Raw genomic sequence first — 22,175 nt, 5'->3', positions numbered from 1 at the left:
CGCGCGCGACCATCGTCGCCGCGCGGCACCCCCGCGTTCCCGTCAGGTCAGTCGTTCAGTGCAGCCTGGGTATTGCCCGCCGACGCACGCGATGCCGCGCGCGCCGCTTTCTCGTCCGTCTCGCGTCGATTCGAGTTGCCGGCCGCACCTCGAATGAAGAACACCGCGCAGGCCGCGCACATCGCCCAGATGCCCAGTATTACCAGCCACTTTTCCATTGCACCAACCCTCGAATACCCCGTTTATCTTTTTTCGCGTGCCCTGAAACCCCGTTTCGGGCCGGCCGTCGCCGTGCTTCTGTATATCGGCGGCTGCAGTCGTTTGATAAGGCTTATTTGAAAAAGAATCACGCCAGGGAAAGTACCGATCGTAAAGGCGCTCGCGGCGAGTTGTGCCATCGGCCGGAAAGCCACGTCGTATAAGGCTTTCAGCGGGGTGCAACCATAGCCGGAGACTGGTTGCACCTTTTTATTTGGAGGCGTACGATTCGCCCAACTTTTGGTCTTTCGCCGGCTTGCGCCCGGTATCGAAGAAGGAAACATGGCTAGCACCACCCTTGGCGTCAAGGTCGACGACCTCCTGCGTTCCCGGCTGAAAGATGCCGCTACCCGCCTCGAGCGCACTCCGCACTGGCTGATCAAACAGGCGATCTTCGCGTACCTCGAAAAGATCGAGCACGGCCAGTTGCCGGCCGAACTGTCGGGCGCGACGGGCGCGGCCGAGTTCGCCGATGGCGCGGCCGTCGAACACGAAGAAGACGGCGTCTCGCACCCGTTCCTCGATTTCGCGCAGAACGTGCAACCGCAATCGGTGCTGCGCGCGGCGATCACCGCCGCGTATCGCCGCCCGGAACCCGAGTGCGTGCCGTTCCTGCTCGGCCAGGCGCGTCTGCCGGCCAACCTCGCGGGCGACGTGCAGGCGATGGCCGGCAAGCTCGTCGAAACGCTGCGCGGCAAGAGCAAGGGCGGCGGCGTCGAAGGGCTGATCCACGAATTCTCGCTGTCGAGCCAGGAAGGCGTCGCACTGATGTGCCTCGCCGAAGCGCTGCTGCGCATCCCCGATCGCGCGACCCGCGACGCGCTGATCCGCGACAAGATCAGCAAGGGCGACTGGAAATCGCACGTCGGTCAGGCACCGTCGCTGTTCGTCAATGCCGCGACCTGGGGGCTGATGATCACCGGCAAGCTGGTGACGACCAATAGCGAGACGAATCTGTCGTCGGCGCTGACGCGCCTGATCGGCAAGGGCGGCGAGCCGTTGATCCGCAAGGGCGTCGACATGGCGATGCGCCTGATGGGCGAGCAGTTCGTGACCGGCGAGAACATCTCCGAAGCGCTTGCGAACAGCCGCAAGTACGAGGCGCGCGGCTTCCGCTACTCCTACGACATGCTCGGCGAAGCAGCCACCACCGAGGCCGACGCGCAGCGCTACTACGCGTCGTACGAGCAGGCGATCCACGCGATCGGCAAGGCGGCGGGCGGTCGCGGCATCTACGAAGGTCCGGGCATTTCGATCAAGCTGTCGGCGCTGCACGCACGCTACTCACGTGCGCAGCAGGAACGCACGATGAGCGAACTGCTGCCGCGCGTGCGCTCGCTCGCGATCCTCGCGCGCCGCTACGACATCGGCCTGAATATCGACGCGGAAGAGGCCGACCGGCTGGAGCTGTCGCTCGATCTGCTCGAAGCGCTGTGCTTCGATCCGGAGCTGCAGGGCTGGAACGGCATCGGCTTCGTCGTGCAGGCGTATCAGAAGCGCTGCCCGTTCGTGATCGACTACCTGATCGATCTGGCGCGCCGCAGCCGTCACCGCATCATGGTGCGCCTCGTGAAGGGCGCGTACTGGGACACGGAAATCAAGCGCGCGCAGGTCGACGGCCTCGAAGGCTATCCGGTCTACACGCGCAAGATCTACACGGACGTGTCGTACGTCGCGTGCGCGAAGAAGCTGCTCGGCGCGCCCGATGCCGTTTATCCGCAGTTCGCGACGCACAACGCGCACACACTGTCGGCGATCTATCACCTCGCCGGCAACAACTACTACCCCGGCCAGTACGAGTTCCAGTGCCTGCACGGCATGGGCGAGCCGCTGTACGAAGAGGTCACCGGCCGCGACAAGCTGAACCGTCCGTGCCGCGTGTATGCGCCGGTCGGCACGCACGAGACGCTGCTCGCGTACCTCGTGCGCCGGCTGCTGGAGAATGGCGCGAACACGTCGTTCGTGAACCGCATCGCCGACGAAACCGTCGCGATCAAGGACCTGATCGCCGATCCGGTCGAGGAAGCGTCGAAGATCGTGCCGCTCGGCGCACCGCACGCGCGCATTCCGCTGCCGCGCAATCTGTACGGCGCCGAGCGTCTCAATTCGATGGGGCTCGATCTGTCGAATGAACATCGGCTGGCGTCGCTGTCGTCGGCGTTGTTGGCGAGCGCGCATCATCCGTGGCGCGCCGCGCCGATGCTCGAAGACAACGAGATCGCCGTCGGCGCCGGGCGCGACGTGCGCAATCCGGCCGATCAGCGCGACCTCGTCGGCACGGTCGTCGAGGCCACCGCCGAACACGTGAGCGCCGCGCTCGGTCACGCGGTCGCCGCCGCGCCGATCTGGCAGGCGACGCCGGTCGAAGCGCGCGCCGATTGCCTCACGCGTGCCGCCGATCTGCTCGAAGCGCAGATGCACACGCTGATGGGGCTGGTGGTGCGCGAAGCGGGCAAATCGCTCGCGAACGCGGTGTCGGAAATCCGCGAGGCGATCGACTTCCTGCGCTACTACTCGACGCAGATCCGCAACGAGTTTTCGAACGACACGCATCGGCCGCTCGGTCCGGTGGTCTGTATCAGCCCGTGGAATTTCCCGCTGGCGATCTTCATGGGCCAGGTGGCCGCCGCGCTCGCGGCCGGCAACACGGTGCTCGCGAAGCCCGCTGAACAGACGCCGCTGATTGCCGCGCAAGCCGTGCGGATTCTGCGCGAAGCCGGCGTGCCGGCGGGCGCGGTGCAACTGCTGCCGGGCGACGGCGAGACGGTCGGCGCCGCGCTGGTGGCCGACCCGCGCACCCGCGCGGTGATGTTCACCGGCTCGACCGAAGTCGCGCGCCTGATCAACAAGACGCTGTCCGGCCGGCTCGACCCGGACGGCAAGCCGATTCCACTGATCGCCGAAACCGGCGGCCAGAACGCGATGATCGTCGATTCGTCGGCGCTCGCCGAGCAGGTCGTCGCCGACGTGCTGCAATCGTCGTTCGACTCCGCCGGTCAACGTTGTTCGGCGTTGCGCGTTCTTTGTCTGCAGGACGATGTCGCGAACCGTACGCTCGACATGCTGAAGGGCGCGATGCGCGAGCTGACGCTCGGCAATCCGGACCGCCTGTCGACCGACGTCGGCCCGGTGATCGACCTCGACGCGAAACGCGGCATCGACGCGCACGTCGCGACGATGCGCGAGAAGGGCCGCAAGGTCGAGCAACTGCCGCTGCCGGAAGGCGCTGCGCAAGGCACGTTCGTGCCGCCGACGCTGATCGAGCTCGACAGCATCGACGAGCTGAAGCGCGAAGTGTTCGGCCCGGTGCTGCACGTGGTGCGCTATCGCCGCAGCCAGCTCGACCGCCTGCTCGAACAGATCCGCGCGACCGGTTACGGCCTGACGCTCGGCATCCATACGCGCATCGACGAGACGATCGCGCACGTGATCGGCCGCGCGCACGTCGGCAACATCTACGTGAACCGCAACGTGATCGGCGCGGTGGTGGGAGTGCAACCGTTCGGCGGCGAAGGGCTGTCGGGCACGGGGCCGAAGGCGGGGGGCGCGCTGTATCTGCAGCGTCTGCTGGCGACGCGGCCGGCCGGTCTGCCGAAATCGCTCGCGCAGGCGCTGGTGATCGAAGTACCGCAGGCGGCGGAAAAGGGCGACAATCCGTCCGCCGCGCTGACCGCGCTGCGCGACTGGCTGATCGCCGAGCGCGAGCCGCAGCTGGCGGCGCGCTGCGACGGTTATCTGTCGCACGTGCCGGCGGGTGCAACCGCCGTGCTGGCGGGGCCGACCGGCGAGCGCAACACGTACACGCTCGGCCCGCGCGGCACGGTGCTGTGCATCGCGTCGACCGCGAGCGGCGCGCGCGTGCAGTTCGCGGCGGCGCTGGCTACCGGTAATCGAGCGTTGTTCGAAGGCGCGGCTGGTGAACAATTGGTATCGCAGCTGCCTGCGTCGCTGAAGTCGCATGCGAGCGTGAAAAAGAGCGCCGACGCGACGTTCGACGCGGTGCTGTTCGAAGGCGACAGCGATGAACTGCTGACGCTGGTGAAGGAAGTCGCGAAACGGCCGGGCCCGATTGTGTCGGTGCAGGGCGTGGCGGCCCGGGCGCTCGCGAGCGGCGACGAGGACTACGCGCTCGAGCGTCTGCTCACCGAGCGCTCGGTCAGCGTGAACACCGCGGCGGCGGGCGGCAATGCAAATTTGATGACGATCGGTTGAGCGAACCTCGGCGATCCCTCAATAGAACGGAAGCGGCACGGCGACCCCGAAACCGCTTCATCCACACCTGGTATCAAGGAGAAGCTATGCAACACAAAATGAAACAGCTGGCAGGCGCAGCTCTGGTTGCTGCTATGTCGCTGGCGGGGACGGCCAATGCTCAATCGACGGAAGACGTGAAGGTGGGTTTCGCCGGTCCGATGACGGGCGCGCAGGCTCACTACGGCAAGGACTTCCAGAACGGCATCGTGCTCGCGGTCGAAGAATTCAACGCGACCAAGCCGGTGATCGGCGGCAAGCAGGTTCGTATCGTGCTCGACTCGGCCGACGATCAGGCCGACCCGCGCACCGGCACGACGGTGGCGCAGAAGCTCGTGGATGACGGCATCAAGGGCATGCTCGGCCACTTCAACTCGGGCACCACGATTCCGGCTTCGCGCATCTACGCGAACGCGGGGATTCCGCAGATCGCCATGGCGACCGCGCCGGAATACACGCAGCAGGGCTTCAAGACGACCTTCCGCATGATGACGTCCGACACGCAGCAAGGCTCGGTCGCCGGCACGTTCGCGGTGAAGAACCTCGGCATGAAGAAGATCGCGATCGTCGACGACCGCACGGCTTACGGCCAGGGTCTGGCCGATCAGTTCGAGAAGGCTGCGAAGGCGGCGGGTGCGACGATCGTCGATCGTGAATACACGAACGACAAGGCCGTCGACTTCAAGTCGATCCTGACCAAGCTGAAGTCGACCAACCCGGATCTGATCTATTACGGCGGCGCGGATTCGCAAGCGGCACCGATGGTCAAGCAGATGAAGCAGCTCGGCGTGAAGGCGCCGCTGATGGGCGGCGAAATGGTGCACACGCCGACCTTCATCAAGCTCGCGGGCGACGCGGCGAACGGCACGGTGGCCTCGCTCGCCGGCCTGCCGCTCGACGAAATGCCGGGCGGCAAGGCGTACGTCGAGAAGTACAAGAAGCGCTTCAACGAAGACGTGCAGACCTACTCGCCGTACGCATACGACGGCGCGATGGCGATGTTCACCGCGATGAAGAGCGCGAACTCGACCGACCCGGCGAAGTACCTGCCGGTGCTGGCGAAGACCTCGATGCCGGCCGTGACGACCAACAACCTCGCGTACGACGCGCATGGCGACCTGAAGAACGGCGGCATCACGCTGTACAAGGTGGTCGACGGCAAGTGGACGACGCTGCAGAGCGTGGGCGGCAAGTAAGCTTTTTTGCCGGCTGTCTGCTTTGCGAAAAACCCCGCTTTGGCGGGGTTTTTTTATTGATCCGGTGTGCCGCTATCAGGTGCCCGATTTTTTCTGTTCGACTTCTACCGAAAAAAATTCCACCGACAATCACCCATGGCACCGCGAAAGTTTTCGATTGATTTATACGAGACCTGTCGTACAATTGGAGGTGTGATTGTCGATACCGAACAAGTACAAGCAGGTGAAACACGCGGTCATTTCCGCGTTACGCTCCGGGCAGTTTCAACACGAGGCCCGCTCGGGCATCGACGTGAAGAATCTGCTTGCGACCGGGCAGATTAGCGCTCAATTCGTCGAGTCGTTGATTGCACGAAGCGACGGCACGCAATACAGCTCGTCGCCTCATCACAGTGCTCCTGCCGTCGACGTTCACATCATCGTGTCCGGTGGCTGGTATGTGAAGTTTTACTTCGTGGGCGATCCGGAAACTGTGTTTATCAGCGTACATCAGTGAGTGAGCCGATGAAGATGAAGCTGTATGAAGAGGGCGAAAAGAGCAAGGCCATCTGTGCTCATTGCAGGCAACTGGTGAGCACGACATTTCTGCGCCGGGACGTGCCTTTTAGCGACGGCAAGGGCACGGTAAAAAACATTCTTGCGGCGGTCTGCGATGTCTGCGACCGGGTCGTCGCGGTGCCGGCTCAGTCCACTCCCGCGATCCGCGAAGCTAGGCAAAAAGAGGTCAAGCCCATCGAGGCGCAACTTCCTGCGATCTATCTCGACGTTCTCGACCTCGCCGCTTACATGATCGATAGCACGAACTCGACGGAGTTTCGTAAGGTGTTGATGATGCTCTATCTGCATCGGTTTGCGTCCGGCGAATATCCGCGGACAAGGTTGATCAACGCGCATCGATCGGCGATAGAGCACTTCAAGGAGCATCGCGGTGCGGCGCGCAGGCGACTGTCGATGAAAGTGACGCCCCGCATCGCGGAAGATCTGAGAACGCTGATGGATGAGACGACGCTGAGCCAGACCGAAGTGATCAAATCGGTGATCTATCAGATTCGATCCGACGTGATCGAAGCGCAGAAGCCCGCGCTATTGAAGGAGCTTGGCGTGTTGTCGATCATCTACGCGTAGCAGTCACGCTTAGCCGTCGTCGCTGACTCACGAACAAAGCCTGCGGGCACCTGACCCGCGGGCTTTGCCGTTCAGCTCACGACTCCCCCCGCATCTTCCTTCCCTGTTCCCGAATCTGCTCCAAACTCGCGGCCGGCGTGCTCGCCTCCTGCGGCATCCGGATCTCGATCACCGCCGGCAACTGCGATTCGATCGCGCGCTGCAACGCCGGCAGAAAATCTTCAGTGCGTTCGACCGTTTCGCCATGCGCGCCGAACGATCGCGCGAACGCCGCGAAGTCTGGATTCGTGAGACCCGTGCCGTGCACGCGATGCGGATAGTGCCGCTCCTGGTGCATGCGGATCGTGCCGAAGTGACTGTTGTTGACGACGATGAACAGCACGCGCAGGTCGTACTGCATCGCCGTCGCGAGTTCCTGTGCGGACATCATGAAGCAGCCGTCGCCGGCGAGCGCGACCACCGCGCGTTGCGGATACAGCGACTTCGCCGCGAGCGCGGCCGGCACGCCGTAGCCCATCGCACCGCTTGTCGGCGCGAGCTGCGAGCGGAAGTGTCGATACGAGAAATGCCGATGCAACCACGTCGCGTAGTTGCCGGCACCATTCGTCAGGATCGCGTCGTCGGGCAGATGCGCACGTAACTGCTGAATCACTTCGCCCATCTGCACGTCGCCGGGAATCGGCCGCGGCTTGCGCCATTCCAGATACGCGCGATGCGCTTCCTGTGCGGCGTCCTCCCAGGCAAGCTTGCCGGACGACGACGGTTTCAGTTCCGCCAGCAGCGCCGCCAGCTCGGGCATGCCGGAGACGATCGGCAGATCGGCCGCATACACGCGACCGAGTTCTTCCGCGCCCTGATGCACGTGCACGAGCGTCTGCTTCGTCTTCGGAATGTCGAGCAGCGTGTAGCCGTTGGTCGTCGCTTCGCCCAGGCGCGGCCCGAGCGTCAGCAGCAGGTCGGCGTCGCGGATACGCTGTGCGAGCGCCGGATTGATGCCGAGGCCGATGTCACCCGCGTAGTTCGGATGCTCGTTGTCGATGGTGTCCTGGAAGCGGAACGCGAGGCCGATCGGCAACTGCCAGTTCTCGACGAAGCGGCGCAGGTCCGCGCACGCGGTCGGCGTCCAGCCGCTGCCGCCGGCGATCACCATCGGCCGCTGCGCGCGTTCGAGCAGCTCGCGCAGCTTCGTCATCTGCGCGGCCGACGGCGATGCCGCCACGCGTTGATACGCGGGTGCGCCGGCAACGGCATCGCACGCATCGCTCAACACGTCTTCCGGCAGCGACAGCACGACGGGCCCGGGTCGTCCCGAGGTCGCCGTGTGAAACGCGTGGCTCAGATATTCGGGGATGCGCTTCGGGTCATCGATTTGCGCGACCCACTTCGCCATCTGACCGAACATGCGTCGATAGTCGATTTCCTGAAACGCCTCGCGATCCAGATGCTCGCGCGCGCATTGGCCAATCAGCAGGATCATCGGCGTCGAGTCCTGGAACGCGGTGTGCACGCCGATCGACGCATGCGTTGCGCCTGGCCCGCGCGTAACGAGCGCGACGCCTGGGCGGCCGGTCAGCTTGCCGACCGCTTCGGCCATGTTCGCGGCCGCGGCTTCGTGACGGCAGACGATCGTCTGGATGCGCGCGGTTTCATCGTGCAGCGAATCGAGCACGGCGAGGAAGCTTTCGCCGGGCACACAGAACACGCGTTCGACACCGTGCGTGAGCAGCGCATCGACGATGAGGCGCGCGCCAGTCGTGCGAGCGGGATGAGGAGCGGTGGAAGCAGAAGCGGAATCAGCAGCGGGAGCATTCGGCAGCGACATTGCGAAGAAGCCTCCTGACAGTGCATGTTGTGCGACGGGATGGGATGAGGCCGCATCGGCGCAACACACAGCTTCGGCCGATGGACGCTTCGACAGCTTACGCCGGCCACGCGGGCGCTGTCACGGCGCAGTGCAACCGTGCGACGCGGAAACCGGCCGGCATCGTAGCGTCGCATCGTCGCAGGGTCGCTGCATCGCGCACAAACAGAAACGCGGGCCACCAGGGCCCGCGTTCTTTATCCGCGTTCAAACACCGCGCGCGTCGATCAGCACTCGACGATATTCACCGCGAGCCCGCCGCGCGAGGTTTCCTTGTACTTGGTCTTCATGTCCGCGCCGGTTTCGCGCATCGTCTTGATGACCGAATCGAGCGACACGTAGTGGCTGCCGTCGCCGCGCAACGCCATGCGCGCCGCGTTGACCGCCTTCACCGAGGCCATCGCATTGCGCTCGATGCACGGAATCTGCACCATCCCGCCGACCGGATCGCAGGTGAGCCCGAGGTTGTGCTCCATGCCGATTTCGGCGGCATTCTCGACCTGCTTCGGCGTGCCGCCCATCACCGCGGCGAGCGCACCGGCGGCCATCGAGCACGCGACGCCGACTTCGCCCTGGCAGCCCACTTCCGCGCCGGAGATCGACGCGTTCAGCTTGTACAGGATGCCGATTGCGGCGGCGGTCATCAGGAAGTCGATCACGCCCTGCTCGTTCGCGCTCGGCATGAAGCGCGTGTAGTAATGCAGCACCGCCGGGATGATGCCGGCCGCGCCGTTGGTCGGTGCGGTAACGACGCGCCCGCCCGCGGCGTTCTCTTCGTTGACGGCGATCGCGTACAGGTTGATCCAGTCGACCATCGACAGCGGGTCCTGCAGCGCGCGCTCAGGATTGCCGGTCAACGCGCGATACAGTTGCGGCGCGCGCCGCTTCACCTGGAACGGGCCGGGCAAGTGACCGTCGGCATCGGGATTGTTGATGCCACAACCGCGCGCGACGCACGATTGCATCACCTCCCAGATCTTCAGCAGACCGGTACGCGTTTCTTCTTCGCTGTGCCACACGCGCTCGTTTTCCCACATCAACTGCGCGATGCTCTTGCCGCTCGACGCGCACAGCGCGAGCAATTCGTTGGCGGTCCGAAACGAATACGGAAGCTGATCGACCGCGCTCAACACCTTCGTGTTCGGCGCGCCGGCCGTGACGACAAAACCGCCGCCGACCGACAGATAAGTCGACTCGCGCAGCGTCGCGCCTTGCGCATCGAACGCATGCAGCTTCAGGCCGTTCGGATGTTCGGGCAATGCCTGACGATAAAACGCGATGTGGTCCTTCTGCACGAACGGCACGTCGTGCTTGCCGAGCAGCGCGAGCTTGCGCGACGTGCGCACCGCTTCGAGCCGCTGCGCGATGGTCTCGGGATCGACGGTGTCGGGGGCGTCGCCCATCAGGCCGAGCATCACGCCGCGATCGGTGCCGTGGCCTTTGCCGGTCGCGCCGAGCGAGCCGTACAGTTCCGCTTTCACCGACGCGACGCTGTCGAGCAGGCCGTCGCGTTCGAGTCCCTGGACGAACATCAGCGCCGCGCGCATCGGCCCGACCGTATGCGAGCTCGACGGACCGATGCCGATTTTGAAGAGATCGAAAACGCTGACTGCCATGTACTGCTCCTACCGGTAAATAAAGGGTTTAGCGCGCCGGCAGCGGCAAACACACGGCGAGCCACGCGGGCGGCGTCGGTGCGAGCTGCAGCGCGACTGGCGTAAAGCGTCCGTCCAGACGCGCGGCCAGGTGAAACAGTTCCGTCGCGTTCTTCGGGTCCCACTGACCCGAATAGCCGGGCAAGCCGGCCTCGCGACGTTTTGCATCGAACGGGACGCTCGAATGCACGAATTCCTCGTGGGTCTGGCTGCCGGTGGCGAACGGCACCAGCCAGTTCAGCGCGGCGAGCAGGGTCGCGCCGTTCGCGCCCTTCTCCTGCAGCCAGTTGCGGTTATGGCGGCGCGCGGCGAGCGCGGCCGTGACCAGCGGCTGCAGATCGTAGGTCACGTAGTGCAGCGCATCGCGCTCGTTGAAGTCGATCGTCGAGCCGTCCGGCGCGATGTTGTCGCCGATATGTTCGACGAACAGCCGCTGCGCGATGCCGATCATCTTGCGATTGTCGAGCGTGAACGCCGCCATCGCGATCAGCTTGATGCGGTGACTCTGCCAATTGTTGCGGAACGTGCCGGTGAGCGGCCGCGGCTGGCCGTCGATCTGCGCGATGTAGCCGTTCGCGAGCTTCGTCAGGAACGCCATCGACGCATTGCGCGTTTTCACCGGCAACGCGCTCGCGGTCATGTCGTACGCGAGAATCAGGCCTTCGAAATGCGTTTCGTCGATCGGGTTGAAGCTCGGCTGATACGTGGTGACCCATGCGTACAGCAGACGATCGACGAGCTTCAGGAAACGGTCGTCGCTGGTTGCACGCCACGCGAGCGCGGCGTCGCGCAGCAGATCGAGATCCTTCTCCGCTTCGACGCTCTGATCGTAGAGGCCTTCGTGCGGCAGCGTGCCCTCGGTGTGCAGCTTCGCGAGCGCATGCGGCTGGTCGTTCAGATGCGCCTGCACGTTGCTGACGAGTGCCTTCACGCCGGGATCGGCATTGGTGCGCTCGCTGGTCTGCAACGCGGGCGCCGCGCAGAAATTCATCGCGGCGTGCGCGTGGCGCAACGGCAGAAGCATTGCCGCGCCGGCCAGCAACACGGCATAAGCGGGCCGCCATGGATGGGCTGCGACAGCTTCGGCCCGGCTTTGCATCGATCGCACCTTTCGCGCCATGCGGAACTCCTCGTTTGGCTGATTCGGTGTGTGATGTTAGCCGTTTGCGGCCCTGAACGACAGAACCGCGCCGGAACCGCCCGGCGTCGTCGCCGCACCTCGCGCTGCCTCGCCGTCTGCTTCGGCGTGTTGCTGCCGTGACCGGCGGCGGGCGATGCGCATGGTGCGGCGCTGACTCGCGTACGTGTACGTTACTGCGCGTTACTCGTAGTCGGCGATCGGCACGCAGGAGCAGAACAGGTTGCGGTCGCCGTACACGTTGTCCGCGCGGCCGACCGGCGGCCAGTACTTCTTCGCGATCAGCGTGGGCAGCGGATACGCGGCGGTTTCGCGCGCATACGCATGCTTCCAGTCGTTGGCGATCACGACTGCCGCGGTGTGCGGTGCGTGCTTCAGCGGATTGTCCTCGCGGTCCGAACGGCCTTCTTCGACCGCACGGATTTCCTCGCGAATCGCGATCATCGCTTCGATGAAGCGATCGAGCTCTTCCTTCGATTCCGACTCGGTCGGCTCGACCATCAGCGTGCCCGGCACCGGGAAGCTCATCGTCGGCGCGTGGAAGCCGTAGTCGGCGAGGCGCTTGGCGACGTCGTCGACGGTGATGCCGCTCGTGTCCTTGATCGGACGCAGATCGAGAATGCACTCGTGCGCGACGAGGCCGCCGGGGCCCGAGTACAGCACCGGATAGTGCGGCGCGAGCTTGTTGGCGACGTAGTTCGCGTTGAGGATCGCGGTTTCGGTCGCGGCGGTCAGGTTCTTCGCGCCCATCATCGCGATGTACATCCACGAGATCGGCAGGATCGACGCCGAACCGTACGGTGCGCTCGACACTGCACCGATGCCTTGCGGCGCGCGCTCGTAGCCCGACGAAGTCTGGTTCGGCAGGAACTGCGCGAGGTGCGCGCCGACCGCGACCGGACCGACGCCCGGTCCGCCGCCGCCGTGCGGAATGCAGAACGTCTTGTGCAGGTTCAGGTGCGAGACGTCGCCGCCGAACTGACCCGGCGCGCACAGACCGACCATTGCGTTCATGTTCGCGCCGTCCACGTACACCTGGCCGCCGTGCGCGTGCACGATCTCGCAGATTTCGCGGACGTTCTCTTCGAACACGCCGTGCGTCGACGGATACGTGATCATGATCGCCGCGAGTTTGTCCGCGTGTTGCGCGGCCTTCTTCTTCAGATCTTCGATGTCGACGTTGCCCTGCGCGTCGCATGCCACGACCACGACCTGCATGCCGGCCATCTGCGCCGACGCCGGGTTCGTGCCGTGCGCCGAAGCGGGAATCAGGCAGACGTTGCGATGCGCTTCGCCGCGCGACGCGTGATACGCGTGAATGATCAGCAGACCCGCGTACTCGCCCTGCGAGCCCGCGTTCGGCTGCAGCGACACGGCCGCATAGCCGGTCGCGGCAACGAGCATCTCTTCGAGCTGATCGATCATCTCGCGATAGCCGACGGTCTGCTCGGCCGGTGCAAATGGATGGATCTGGCCGAATTCGGGCCACGTGACCGGCAGCATTTCCGAGGTCGCGTTCAGCTTCATCGTGCAGGAGCCGAGCGGGATCATCGAGCGGTCGAGCGCGAGGTCCTTGTCCGACAGGCTACGCAGATAGCGCAGCATTTCCGTTTCCGAATGATGACGGTTGAACACGTGGTGCGTCAGGTATGCGCTCGTGCGTTCGAGCGCGGCCGGCACCGACGCGGTGTTCGACGCGGTCAGTGCGGCGTCGAGCGCGTCGACTTGCGGCACATCCTTGGCGCCGGCGGCCTGCGCGAACACCGCGAGCAGATCGGCGAGGTCGCCGCGCGTGGTGGTTTCATCGACCGACACGCCGACCTGCGTGTCGCTGACGCGGCGCAGGTTGATGCGCTTCGCGAGCGCGGCGTCGTGCAGCGCTTGCGTGCGCGCGCCGGTGTCGAACGTGAGCGTGTCGAAGAAGGTTTCGTTGACGAGCGTGTAGCCGAGTTGCTTCGCGCCTGCGGCGAGCAGCGCGGCGACGCGGTTCACGCGCAGCGCGATCGTCTTCAGGCCGCGCGGGCCGTGGTAGACCGCGTACATGCTCGCCATGATCGCGAGCAGCGCCTGCGCGGTACACACGTTCGAAGTCGCCTTTTCGCGGCGGATATGTTGCTCGCGCGTTTGTAGCGCGAGACGCAGCGCGGGGTTGCCTTGCGCGTCGACGGTCACGCCGACGAGACGGCCCGGCATCTGCCGCTTGAATTCGTCGCGCACCGCGAGGTACGCGGCATGCGGGCCGCCAAAACCGACCGGCACGCCGAAGCGTTGCGTATTGCCGACCGCGACGTCCGCGCCCCATTCGCCCGGCGGCGTGAGGACGGTCAGCGCGAGCAGGTCGGCGGCGACTACCACGTGGCCGCCAGCCGCGTGGATCGCTTCGGCCAGCGCGCGGTAGTCGCGCACGTCGCCGTTCACACCCGGGTATTGCAGCAGCACGCCGAACGCGTTCGCGTTGGCGGCTTCGGCGGCCGGGCCGACCTTCACTTCGATGCCGACCGGCGTCGCGCGCGTCTTCACGACTTCGATGGTTTGCGGCAGCACGTCGTCGGCGACGAAGAACACGTTCGACTTCGGCTTGCCGACGCGTTGCAGGAGCGTCATCGCTTCGGCGGCGGCGGTCGCTTCGTCGAGCAGCGACGCGTTGGAAATGGCGAGGCCGGTCAGGTCGGTGACCATCTGCTGGAAGTTCAGCAGCGCCTCCAGACGGCCCTGGGAAATTTCAGGCTGATACGGCGTGTACGCGGTGTACCACGCCGGATTTTCCAGCACGTTACGCAGGATCACCGTCGGCGTATGGGCGTTGTAGTAGCCCTGACCGATGTACGAGCGGAACACCTGATTCTTGTCCGCGAGTTCGCGCAGCGCGGCGAGTGCTTCGGCTTCGCTCTTCGGTTGCGCGAAGGGGCCGAGCGGCAGCGTTTCGGTGCGGCGGATCGTCTTCGGGATGACGGCGTCGATCAAGGCCGCGCGCGATGCGAAGCCGAGTGCTTCGAGCATCGCTTGCTGGTCGGCCGTATCCGGGCCGATATGCCGTTCGGCGAAGGCGTCGTGCACTTCGAGCGCGGCGAGCGAGAGAGGAGTGCGGTTCATCAGACGATCCGGGTGTTCGAGCTTCATGGGTGTTCCTGGCGGTGCGGCGCGCGCCGTATTGCGAGCGCCGCACCTGACGGTTAAAACGTGTGAGTCAGGCCGTGACTCGAGCGGGGACTCAGGCGCCGATCGACTTCGCGTACGCGTCGGCGTCGATCAGACGGTCGAGCGATGCGCCGGCGGCCGGCTTGATCTTGAAGAGCCAGCTTTCGTACGGCTCGCTGTTGACGAGCTCGGGCGAGTCGATGACGTCCTGGTTCGCCTCGATGACCTGGCCCGCGACCGGCGCGTAGATGTCGGAAGCGGCCTTCACCGATTCGATCACGGCGACGGCGTCGCCGGCGTTCACGGACTTGCTCAGTTCCTGGACTTCGAAGAAGACGATGTCGCCGAGCGCTTCCTGCGCGTGGTCGGTGATACCGACCGTCAGCGTGCCGTCCGCTTCGGTGCGGACCCATTCGTGCGATTCGGTGTATTTCAGATCGGCCGGGATGCTCATTGGATGCTCCTGAACGGAATGTTCGTTAATGATTGGAATTAGGGGCGTGCGTTGGCCGCTTAAACCGCCAGCACTTTGCCGTTGCGCACGAACGGCAGTTTTACCACGCTTGCGGGGCAGGCTTTATCGCGAATCTGGACGTGCACGGTGTCGCCCGGCTGCACGCCCTTGGGCACGCGCGCGAAGGCGATCGATTCCTGCATCGTCGGCGAAAACGTGCCGCTCGTGATTTCGCCGTCGCCGTGCGGCGTGACGACTTTCTGATGCGCGCGCAGCACGCCGGCGGCCTTGCCGTTGTCCTTCAGCAGGATCAGGCCGACGAACGCTGAGCGCGAGCCGTCGGCTTCGAGTTTGCCCTTGCCGACGAAGTCGCGCGGCGCGGCGAGGTCGACGGTCCACGCGAGGCCGGCGTCGAGCGGCGAGACGTTGTCGTCCATGTCCTGGCCATACAGATTCATGCCGGCTTCGAGACGCAGCGTGTCGCGCGCGCCGAGACCGGCCGGGCGCACGCCTTGCGCCTGCAACGCGTTCCACAGCGCTTCGACGTGAGCGGCCGGGACGATGATCTCGAAGCCGTCTTCGCCGGTGTAGCCGGTGCGCGCGACGGTCAGCTCGCCGAACGGCGTACCGTCGACGCGTGCCGCATTGAACGGCTTCAGCGCTTCGGTCGCGGCGCGCGCGGCCGGCACGGTCTGCCAGGTTTTTTCGCGCGCGTTGGGGCCTTGCACGGCGACGATCGCGAGATCGCGGCGCGGCGTGATGGTCAGGCCGTAGCCGCCTTCGGCGTTGAGCTGGCCGAACCACGCGATGTCTTTATCGGCGGTACCGGCGTTGACGACCACGCGGAAGTGGTCTTCGGCGAAGTAATAGACGATCAGATCGTCGATCACGCCGCCGTTCGGGTTCAGCATGCAGGAATAGAGCGCGCGGCCCGGCGTTTGCAGCTTTGCGACGTTGTTGGCCAGCGCGAATTCGAAGAACGCGCGCACGCGCTCGCCGGTGAAGTCGACCACGCACATGTGGGACACGTCGAACATGCCGGCGTCGGTGCGCACCGCGCGATGTTCTTCGATCTGCGAGCCGTAGTTGACAGGCATGTCCCAGCCGCCGAAATCGACCATGCGGGCGTTGAGCGCGCGGTGAGCGGCGTTGAGCGGGGTGTGTTTGAGTTCGGTCATGGGGCCTCGGGCGTCTCGCGAAACAAAAAAGGCCATGCGGCGCAACGCCTCGCGGCGGTATGCCTGCGAGCGTGATCCTGCATGACCCCTCTGTCCTCGATACCTGAGAGATTGCGCTGCCGTGACGGTGCTGTCTGTGCTCGCTAGCGAGCCTGCTTCGTCACGGTGAAACGCGCGCCCCTTCGGTGGGCAGCCTGCCTGCTGTGCACGACGTGCGACGCGGATGGCTACTGCCGCTCTCCAGAGTGCGAAAAACCGCCGGAGGGCGGGTTTTTCGACGCGGTCGGTCCTTTTGCCTGAGAGTTTGCGGGTGTGCCCCTTCGGCGGCGCGGCCTGCGATTTTTCTGCGGCCAGCGCGCTCTCCCGACGCGTGCGGCGAATTTACGCGACGGGCCGGGGCTTGTCAAATAAAGGCCCGCGCGCCGTGGGGGCCGGGTTGACGGAGCGGTCGGCGTCAAAAAAGAAAAGCGCGGGACCATGAGGCCCGCGCTTTTTGCGTCGTGTGCGGCGGATTTGGAGCGGTGACGGCGCAATGCGTCGGAGTGGGCGCTTACCTGTTACCTGTTACCTGTTACCTGTTACCTGTTACCGGTTACCTGTTACCGGTTACCGGTTACCGGTTACCGGTTACCTGTTAGCGCGCACTTCGGCGCGCGCTAACGGGCATTGGCTCGCGCCTGCCAACCGGAACGCCGGCTGAGTTGCCCGTCCGACGACCCTGGTCCTCGGACTCAATCGGCTGGTTACTCGCCGATCGCGTGCGCCGCGTTATCCAGTTCCTGATTCAGCACACGCTGCTCTTCGGCCGACAAACCGCCGCCGTGTTGCGCGGCCATGTCGTGCGCTTCCTGGCGGATCGTCTCGAGACGGTGATGCAGCGCGGCACCTTGCGGCGGCGGGTAATAGCCCTGGGTCACGCGGTTGTCGATGCGGCGCGAAAGGTTGTCGATGCGGCCATCGACCTGATGCAGGCGCTGATCCGCGATCTGCTGCGGATTCGGACCCGGATGCGGCGCGGGCGGCGGCGTCATCACGCAGGCGGCGACGGAGGCGAGCAGCGCGCAGGCGGCAAGGGCACGGATGAGACGAGGCATGGATTCTCCGGGGAGTCGTTGTCGTTTGGGTGTTACCCCGCTAGCAACGGATGATGACGGCTGTCCGCTGACCGGGCAGCCGTCGAATTTGTAACGTTATGTTCCTTTCGGGGATGTCAGGAAAGCCCGGCTGGGCGGGCTTTCGCGCCGTCTCGCGCCATGCCGTTTTTGGTACACAAAGCGGTGCGGCGCGGGATAGACGCAGACGGACGCAGACCGGCGACGAACTCAGCGGATCCGCTCGAACGGCAGCCGCACGCCCTGTTCGGAACTGCGCGCGGCCAACTCGATGATCGTCATCACGTCGACGGCATCCTGTGCGCTGACCGGGAACGCGACGCCGTTCTGGATCGCGTCGGCCAGCGCGATGTAGAAGCCGACGTAGTCGCCGTTGCGCGTCGGCAATTCGCGCTCGACTTCCTGATCGCCTTCCAGCACGCGCAGGATGCCGTTCGTGTTGCCGCCGCCGAAGCCTTCGTCGCCGGGACGCAGACCGGCCTTCAGCTGATCTTCCTGGGTGTCGAGGCCGTACTTCAGATAGCTGCCGCGCGTGCCGTGGATCGCGAAGCGCGGTCCGGGGATCGCCGTCAGCGCGCTCGCGTGCAGCACGACTTCGAATTCCGGATAGCCGAGCTGGAGGTGCACGTAGTCGGGTGCGCTGGCGTCGTCGCGATGCGCGCGCACCGTCGCCGATACGGTCTGCGGCGCGCCGAACAGTGCGAGCGCCTGGTCGATCAGGTGCGGGCCGAGGTCGAACAGCAGACCGCCACCGCGCGTCACGTCTTCGCGCCAGCGCTGACGCACGCCGGGCCGGAAGCGGTCGAAATGCGATTCGTACTGAGTCACGCGTCCCAGTTCGACGCGTGCGAGCAGATCGCGCACGGTCAGGAAATCGCCGTCCCAGCGACGGTTGTGAAAGGGCACGAACAGCTTGCCGCGGGCGAGCGCGATGTTGGCGAGCGTGTGGGCGTCGGCGGCGTTCAACGTGACCGGCTTGTCGACGACTACGTGCTTGCCCGCCTCGAGCGTGCGGCGCGCGAGGTCGAAGTGGGTGTCGTTCGGCGTCGCGATCACGACGCAGTCGATGTCGTCGAGCGCGAGTAGCGCGTCGAGATCGGCGACGATTTTCGCGTGCGGATAGTCGGCACGCGCGCGCTCGGCCTGGCCCGTCGCGATGGCGGCGACGCTGGCGCGCCCGCAATGTTCGATCACCGGCGCGTGAAACGTCGCACCGGCGAACCCATAGCCCATCAATCCAATCTTCAGCGATGCGGACATGCGTGTCTTCCTGCAGGAACGGCGCGCCGCCTTGCCACCGCGGCGGCGGCGCGCAATCTCGTTATTGTGGCACTTGCGGGATGGACTGGGGGAGCCGTAGTGGCGGGCGGTCGCGATGCGTCGTCCGGCAGGGCATACAGTCCATCGAGAGCAAGCAGCGAAGTGACCCGTGGCGGTAACCGTGGTGGCTCGCCTGCGCGAGCAGGCGTTGCAGGTTGCAGGTCAACCGCCGGGAGAAGCATCCGAGGTAAGCATGTTAACATCGCTCCTCTCGCGCGAAGCACGCCATGCAGGACCGCGGCGGCGCGCAGCATGCCCCCGGGCTTCCGGTCGGCGCCTCCCGCCGGCGCGACCACGACCGCCCTCAACCGTATTACCCATCCACAGACGATGTCCGCAGGCCTGAACCCCGCTCAAAGTGAAGCGGTCCGTTATCTCGACGGTCCCTGTCTCGTGCTCGCCGGCGCCGGCAGCGGCAAGACGCGCGTGATCACGCAGAAGATCGCGCACTTGATCGAAGCGAAAGGCTTCGAGCCACGCCACATCGCCGCCGTCACGTTTACGAACAAGGCCGCGGCCGAAATGCGCGAGCGCGTCGGCAAGCTGCTCGAAGGCAAGACCTTGACCACACCGGGCAAGGAAGGCCGCAAGGTGCCGGTGAACCAGCTGACGGTGTGTACCTTCCACTCGCTCGGCGTGCAGATTCTGCGCCAGGAAGCGGAACACGTCGGCCTGAAGCCGCAGTTCTCGATCATGGATTCCGACGATTGCTTCGGCATGATCCAGGAACAGGTCGGCTCGACGGACAAGGGTTTCATCCGCAAGATCCAGTCGATCATCTCGCTATGGAAGAACGGCCTGATCATGCCCGAGCAGGCGATCGCGACCGCGTCGACCGAGGACGAGCATCAGGCGGCGATCGTCTACCGCAACTATGTGGCGACGCTGCATGCGTATCAGGCGGTCGATTTCGACGATCTGATCCGCCTGCCCGCCGAATTGTTCGCGAACAACGAGCCGGTGCGCGACCGCTGGCAGAACAGGCTGCGCTATCTGCTGATCGACGAGTATCAGGACACCAACGCGTGCCAGTACGAACTGGTGAAGCTGCTGGCCGGCAAGCGCGCCGCGTTCACCGCGGTCGGCGACGACGATCAGGCGATCTACGGCTGGCGCGGCGCGACGCTCGAAAACCTCGGCCAGCTCGGCAAGGATTTTCCGCACCTGCATCTGATCAAGCTCGAACAGAATTACCGCTCGACGGTGCGCATCCTGACCGCCGCGAACAATGTGATCGCGAACAACCCGAAGCTGTTCGAGAAGAAGCTGTGGTCCGAGCACGGCATGGGCGACACGATCACCGTGACCGGCTGCAACGACGAGGAGCACGAGGCGGAATCCGTGGTGTTTCGTCTGTCCGCGCACAAGTTCGAACGGCGCACCAATTTCCGCGATTACGCGATCCTGTATCGCGGCAACTTCCAGGCGCGCATCTTCGAACAGGTGCTGCGTCGCGAGCGGATTCCGTACGTGCTGTCGGGCGGGCAATCGTTCTTCGACAAGGCCGAGATCAAGGACATCTGCGCGTATCTGCGCCTGATCGCCAACGCCAACGACGACCCCGCGTTCATCCGCGCAATCACGACGCCGCGTCGCGGTGTCGGCAATACGACGCTGGAAGCGCTCGGCGCGTTCGCGGGGCAGGCGAAGGTGTCGCTGTTCGAGGCGGTCTACATGGGCGGCATCGAGGCGCGCCTGTCGCCGCGTCAGATCGAGCCGATGCGCGCGTTCTGCGATTTCATGCAGCGCCTGACCGACCGCGCGGAAAAGGACGCGGCGGGCACGCTGCTCAACGAGCTGATGGACGCGATCCACTACGAGGCGTATCTGTACGACGCGTTCGACGAACGCCAGGCACAGGCGAAGTGGCAGAATGTGCTCGAGTTTCTGGAGTGGCTGAAGCGCAAGGGTACGAAGGAGGAGCCGGCGGGTGGCGCGAACGCCGAGGCGACCGGCTACGACACCGCCGATGGTTTCGGCGACACCGGCAAGAACCTGCTCGGCCTGATCCAGACGGTCGCGCTGATGTCGATGCTCGAAGGCCGCGAGGAAGATCCGGATGCGGTGCGGCTCTCGACGGTGCATGCGTCGAAGGGGCTCGAGTATCCGCACGTGTTCCTGGTGGGCGTCGAGGAAGGCATCATGCCGCATCGCGGCGGCGCCGACGACGAACCGATCGACGATTCGCGCATCGAGGAAGAGCGCCGGCTGATGTACGTTGCGATTACGCGCGCGCAGCGCAGCCTGCATCTGAACTGGTGCAAGAAGCGTAAGCGCGCGCGGGAGACGGTCGTCTGCGAGCCGTCGCGCTTTATCAATGAAATGCTGCTCGACGATGCGCCGCCGCCGACGGCCGAGGAGGCGCCGATGTCGCCGAAGGATCGGCTGGCGAGTTTGAAGGCGTTGTTGCAGAAGGCTTGAGGGGCGGCGGGCGCGCCGCGAAACGTCGTGGCAATCAATGACGCATAAAAAATCCCTGCATCGCATTCGCGTATGCAGGGATTTTTTTATCCGGCGACCGAAATGGGCCGCCGCGCGCGGGGCAAGTACGCCTGTTTTACTTCACCGCGCTGACCATATAGTCGACCGCGGCCTTCACGTCCGCATCCGATGCGTTCGAGCCACCCTTCGGCGGCATCGCGCCCTTGCCATGCAGCGCGTAGTTGTAGACCGTGTCCATCGAGTCCTTCAGGCGCGGCGCCCACGCTTCCTTGTCGCCGAATTTCGGTGCGTTCAGCACGCCGGCCGCGTGACAGGCCTGACATACCGCCTGATACAGCGCCTTGCCGGCCTGCGACGCGTCCGCGCTCGCTGCGCCGCCGGCTGCCGGAGCGGGCGTTTGCGGCACGCTGGCCATGGCCGCCATCGCTGCGGCGGCTTGCGCCGCGCCGGCGTCCGATGCGCCAGCGGCTGCCCCTGCGGCGGCGCCGGAGGCCGCGGCTGCGCCTGCCGCCGGTTGGGCCGGCTCGGGGAAGCTCGCGCCCGAGTTGTTCGCCATATAGACGACCGCGCGGGCGATTTCGAAATCGCTGTAGTCGTCGGGGCTCGTGCCGCCGCGCGGCGGCATTGCGCCTTTGCCGGACAGCGCGGTGTGCCACAGCGTGTCGAAGCCTTGCGCGATGCGCGGCGCCCAGTCGGCGGTATTGGTGAATTTCGGCGCGCCGGCCGCACCCGACGCGTGACACGCCGAGCAGACCGCCTTGTAGACTTCCTCGCCGCTCTTGTAGACGCGCGGTGCGTTGGCGTCGCGAATCTCGACCTGGGCGAGCGGATGGATGCGGGAGGTGACTTCGGCTTCGGAGAGGGAGTCGGTGCCGGCACCGGTGCGCGTCGAATTATCGACGTAGACCGCGAGCAGAACGATGATGATGATCGGCACAGCGAACCCGGCGATGACCGCGGCGATGAGCTGTGCTGGGGTTTTGATCGGGGCTCCGTGTGGTGCTTCGCTCATGCTTGTCTCGTCTCCGTGGGTATGTGAGCGGTACA

The 22,175-nt window shown here is 65.3% G+C and carries 15 protein-coding genes and 2 riboswitches; of the genes, 5 read left to right on the top strand and 10 right to left on the bottom strand.

The features are described from left to right. Positions 1-47: 47 nt before the first annotated feature. On the bottom strand, positions 48-218 hold the full coding sequence (locus tag HHL14_RS14895) for a hypothetical protein (protein ID WP_169498380.1): 171 nt from the start codon (positions 216-218) through the stop codon (positions 48-50). Between the two features lie 322 nt (positions 219-540). Here HHL14_RS14895 and putA point away from each other — a divergent pair, with 322 nt between their 5' ends. The 4 genes from putA to HHL14_RS14875 all read left to right on the top strand — a co-directional run bounded on the left by putA (position 541) and on the right by HHL14_RS14875 (position 6,830). Further along, entirely contained in the window at positions 541-4,470 is a 3,930-nt protein-coding gene (gene putA / locus HHL14_RS14890) for a trifunctional transcriptional regulator/proline dehydrogenase/L-glutamate gamma-semialdehyde dehydrogenase (RefSeq protein ID WP_169498379.1), read from the top strand. Between the two features lie 86 nt (positions 4,471-4,556). Continuing rightward, complete coding sequence (locus tag HHL14_RS14885; RefSeq protein ID WP_169498378.1) at positions 4,557-5,705, top strand: branched-chain amino acid ABC transporter substrate-binding protein; 1,149 nt, start codon at positions 4,557-4,559, stop codon at positions 5,703-5,705. Between the two features lie 196 nt (positions 5,706-5,901). After that, positions 5,902-6,201 (top strand): hypothetical protein, encoded by a 300-nt coding sequence (locus HHL14_RS14880; protein ID WP_169498377.1) that lies wholly within the window; start codon positions 5,902-5,904, stop codon positions 6,199-6,201. An 8-nt stretch (positions 6,202-6,209) separates the two neighbouring features. Beyond that, the gene (locus tag HHL14_RS14875; protein WP_169498376.1) at positions 6,210-6,830 is read left to right on the top strand and encodes a hypothetical protein; all 621 of its coding nucleotides are present in this window, start codon (positions 6,210-6,212) and stop codon (positions 6,828-6,830) included. A 76-nt stretch (positions 6,831-6,906) separates the two neighbouring features. On the opposite strand, the gene HHL14_RS14870 is transcribed toward HHL14_RS14875, so the two are convergent. The 8 genes from HHL14_RS14870 to HHL14_RS14835 form a co-directional block, all read right to left on the bottom strand. Further along, a complete protein-coding gene (locus HHL14_RS14870) occupies positions 6,907-8,652 on the bottom strand; it encodes a thiamine pyrophosphate-binding protein (protein WP_169498375.1) in 1,746 nt (581 codons plus the stop codon). A 266-nt stretch (positions 8,653-8,918) separates the two neighbouring features. Beyond that, the gene (locus HHL14_RS14865; protein WP_169498374.1) at positions 8,919-10,307 is read right to left on the bottom strand and encodes an L-serine ammonia-lyase; all 1,389 of its coding nucleotides are present in this window, start codon (positions 10,305-10,307) and stop codon (positions 8,919-8,921) included. Between the two features lie 28 nt (positions 10,308-10,335). Continuing rightward, on the bottom strand, positions 10,336-11,466 hold the full coding sequence (locus HHL14_RS14860; protein ID WP_169498373.1) for an alginate lyase family protein: 1,131 nt from the start codon (positions 11,464-11,466) through the stop codon (positions 10,336-10,338). A 201-nt stretch (positions 11,467-11,667) separates the two neighbouring features. Further along, positions 11,668-14,604 carry an aminomethyl-transferring glycine dehydrogenase gene (gene gcvP, locus HHL14_RS14855; RefSeq protein WP_169498372.1) on the bottom strand — a complete coding sequence of 979 codons (2,937 nt, stop codon included), beginning with the start codon at positions 14,602-14,604 and terminating at the stop codon, positions 11,668-11,670. A gap of 91 nt (positions 14,605-14,695) precedes the next feature. Next, a complete protein-coding gene (gcvH, locus tag HHL14_RS14850; protein ID WP_169498371.1) occupies positions 14,696-15,076 on the bottom strand; it encodes a glycine cleavage system protein GcvH in 381 nt (126 codons plus the stop codon). Between the two features lie 59 nt (positions 15,077-15,135). Then, entirely contained in the window at positions 15,136-16,254 is a 1,119-nt protein-coding gene (gene gcvT, locus HHL14_RS14845; protein WP_169498370.1) for a glycine cleavage system aminomethyltransferase GcvT, read from the bottom strand. Between the two features lie 80 nt (positions 16,255-16,334). Continuing rightward, positions 16,335-16,508: riboswitch (glycine riboswitch) on the bottom strand. A gap of 20 nt (positions 16,509-16,528) precedes the next feature. Continuing rightward, positions 16,529-16,630, bottom strand: a riboswitch (glycine riboswitch). Between the two features lie 367 nt (positions 16,631-16,997). Beyond that, positions 16,998-17,348, bottom strand: coding sequence for a hypothetical protein (locus HHL14_RS14840; RefSeq protein ID WP_169498369.1), 351 nt, complete (start codon positions 17,346-17,348; stop codon positions 16,998-17,000). Positions 17,349-17,576: 228 nt separating this feature from the next. Further along, a complete protein-coding gene (locus HHL14_RS14835) occupies positions 17,577-18,626 on the bottom strand; it encodes an oxidoreductase (protein ID WP_169498368.1) in 1,050 nt (349 codons plus the stop codon). Between the two features lie 390 nt (positions 18,627-19,016). Here HHL14_RS14835 and HHL14_RS14830 point away from each other — a divergent pair, with 390 nt between their 5' ends. Beyond that, complete coding sequence (locus HHL14_RS14830) at positions 19,017-21,107, top strand: UvrD-helicase domain-containing protein (protein WP_169498445.1); 2,091 nt, start codon at positions 19,017-19,019, stop codon at positions 21,105-21,107. Between the two features lie 136 nt (positions 21,108-21,243). On the opposite strand, the gene HHL14_RS14825 is transcribed toward HHL14_RS14830, so the two are convergent. Then, positions 21,244-22,140 carry a c-type cytochrome gene (locus HHL14_RS14825; RefSeq protein ID WP_169498367.1) on the bottom strand — a complete coding sequence of 299 codons (897 nt, stop codon included), beginning with the start codon at positions 22,138-22,140 and terminating at the stop codon, positions 21,244-21,246. Between the last annotated feature and the right edge of the window lie 35 nt (positions 22,141-22,175).

It is taken from the genome of Paraburkholderia antibiotica (assembly GCF_012927125.1).
Lineage (GTDB): Bacteria > Pseudomonadota > Gammaproteobacteria > Burkholderiales > Burkholderiaceae > Paraburkholderia > Paraburkholderia antibiotica.
The sequence above is the reverse complement of the archived record's forward strand: the minus strand, read 5'-3'. Positions and strand labels throughout refer to the sequence as shown.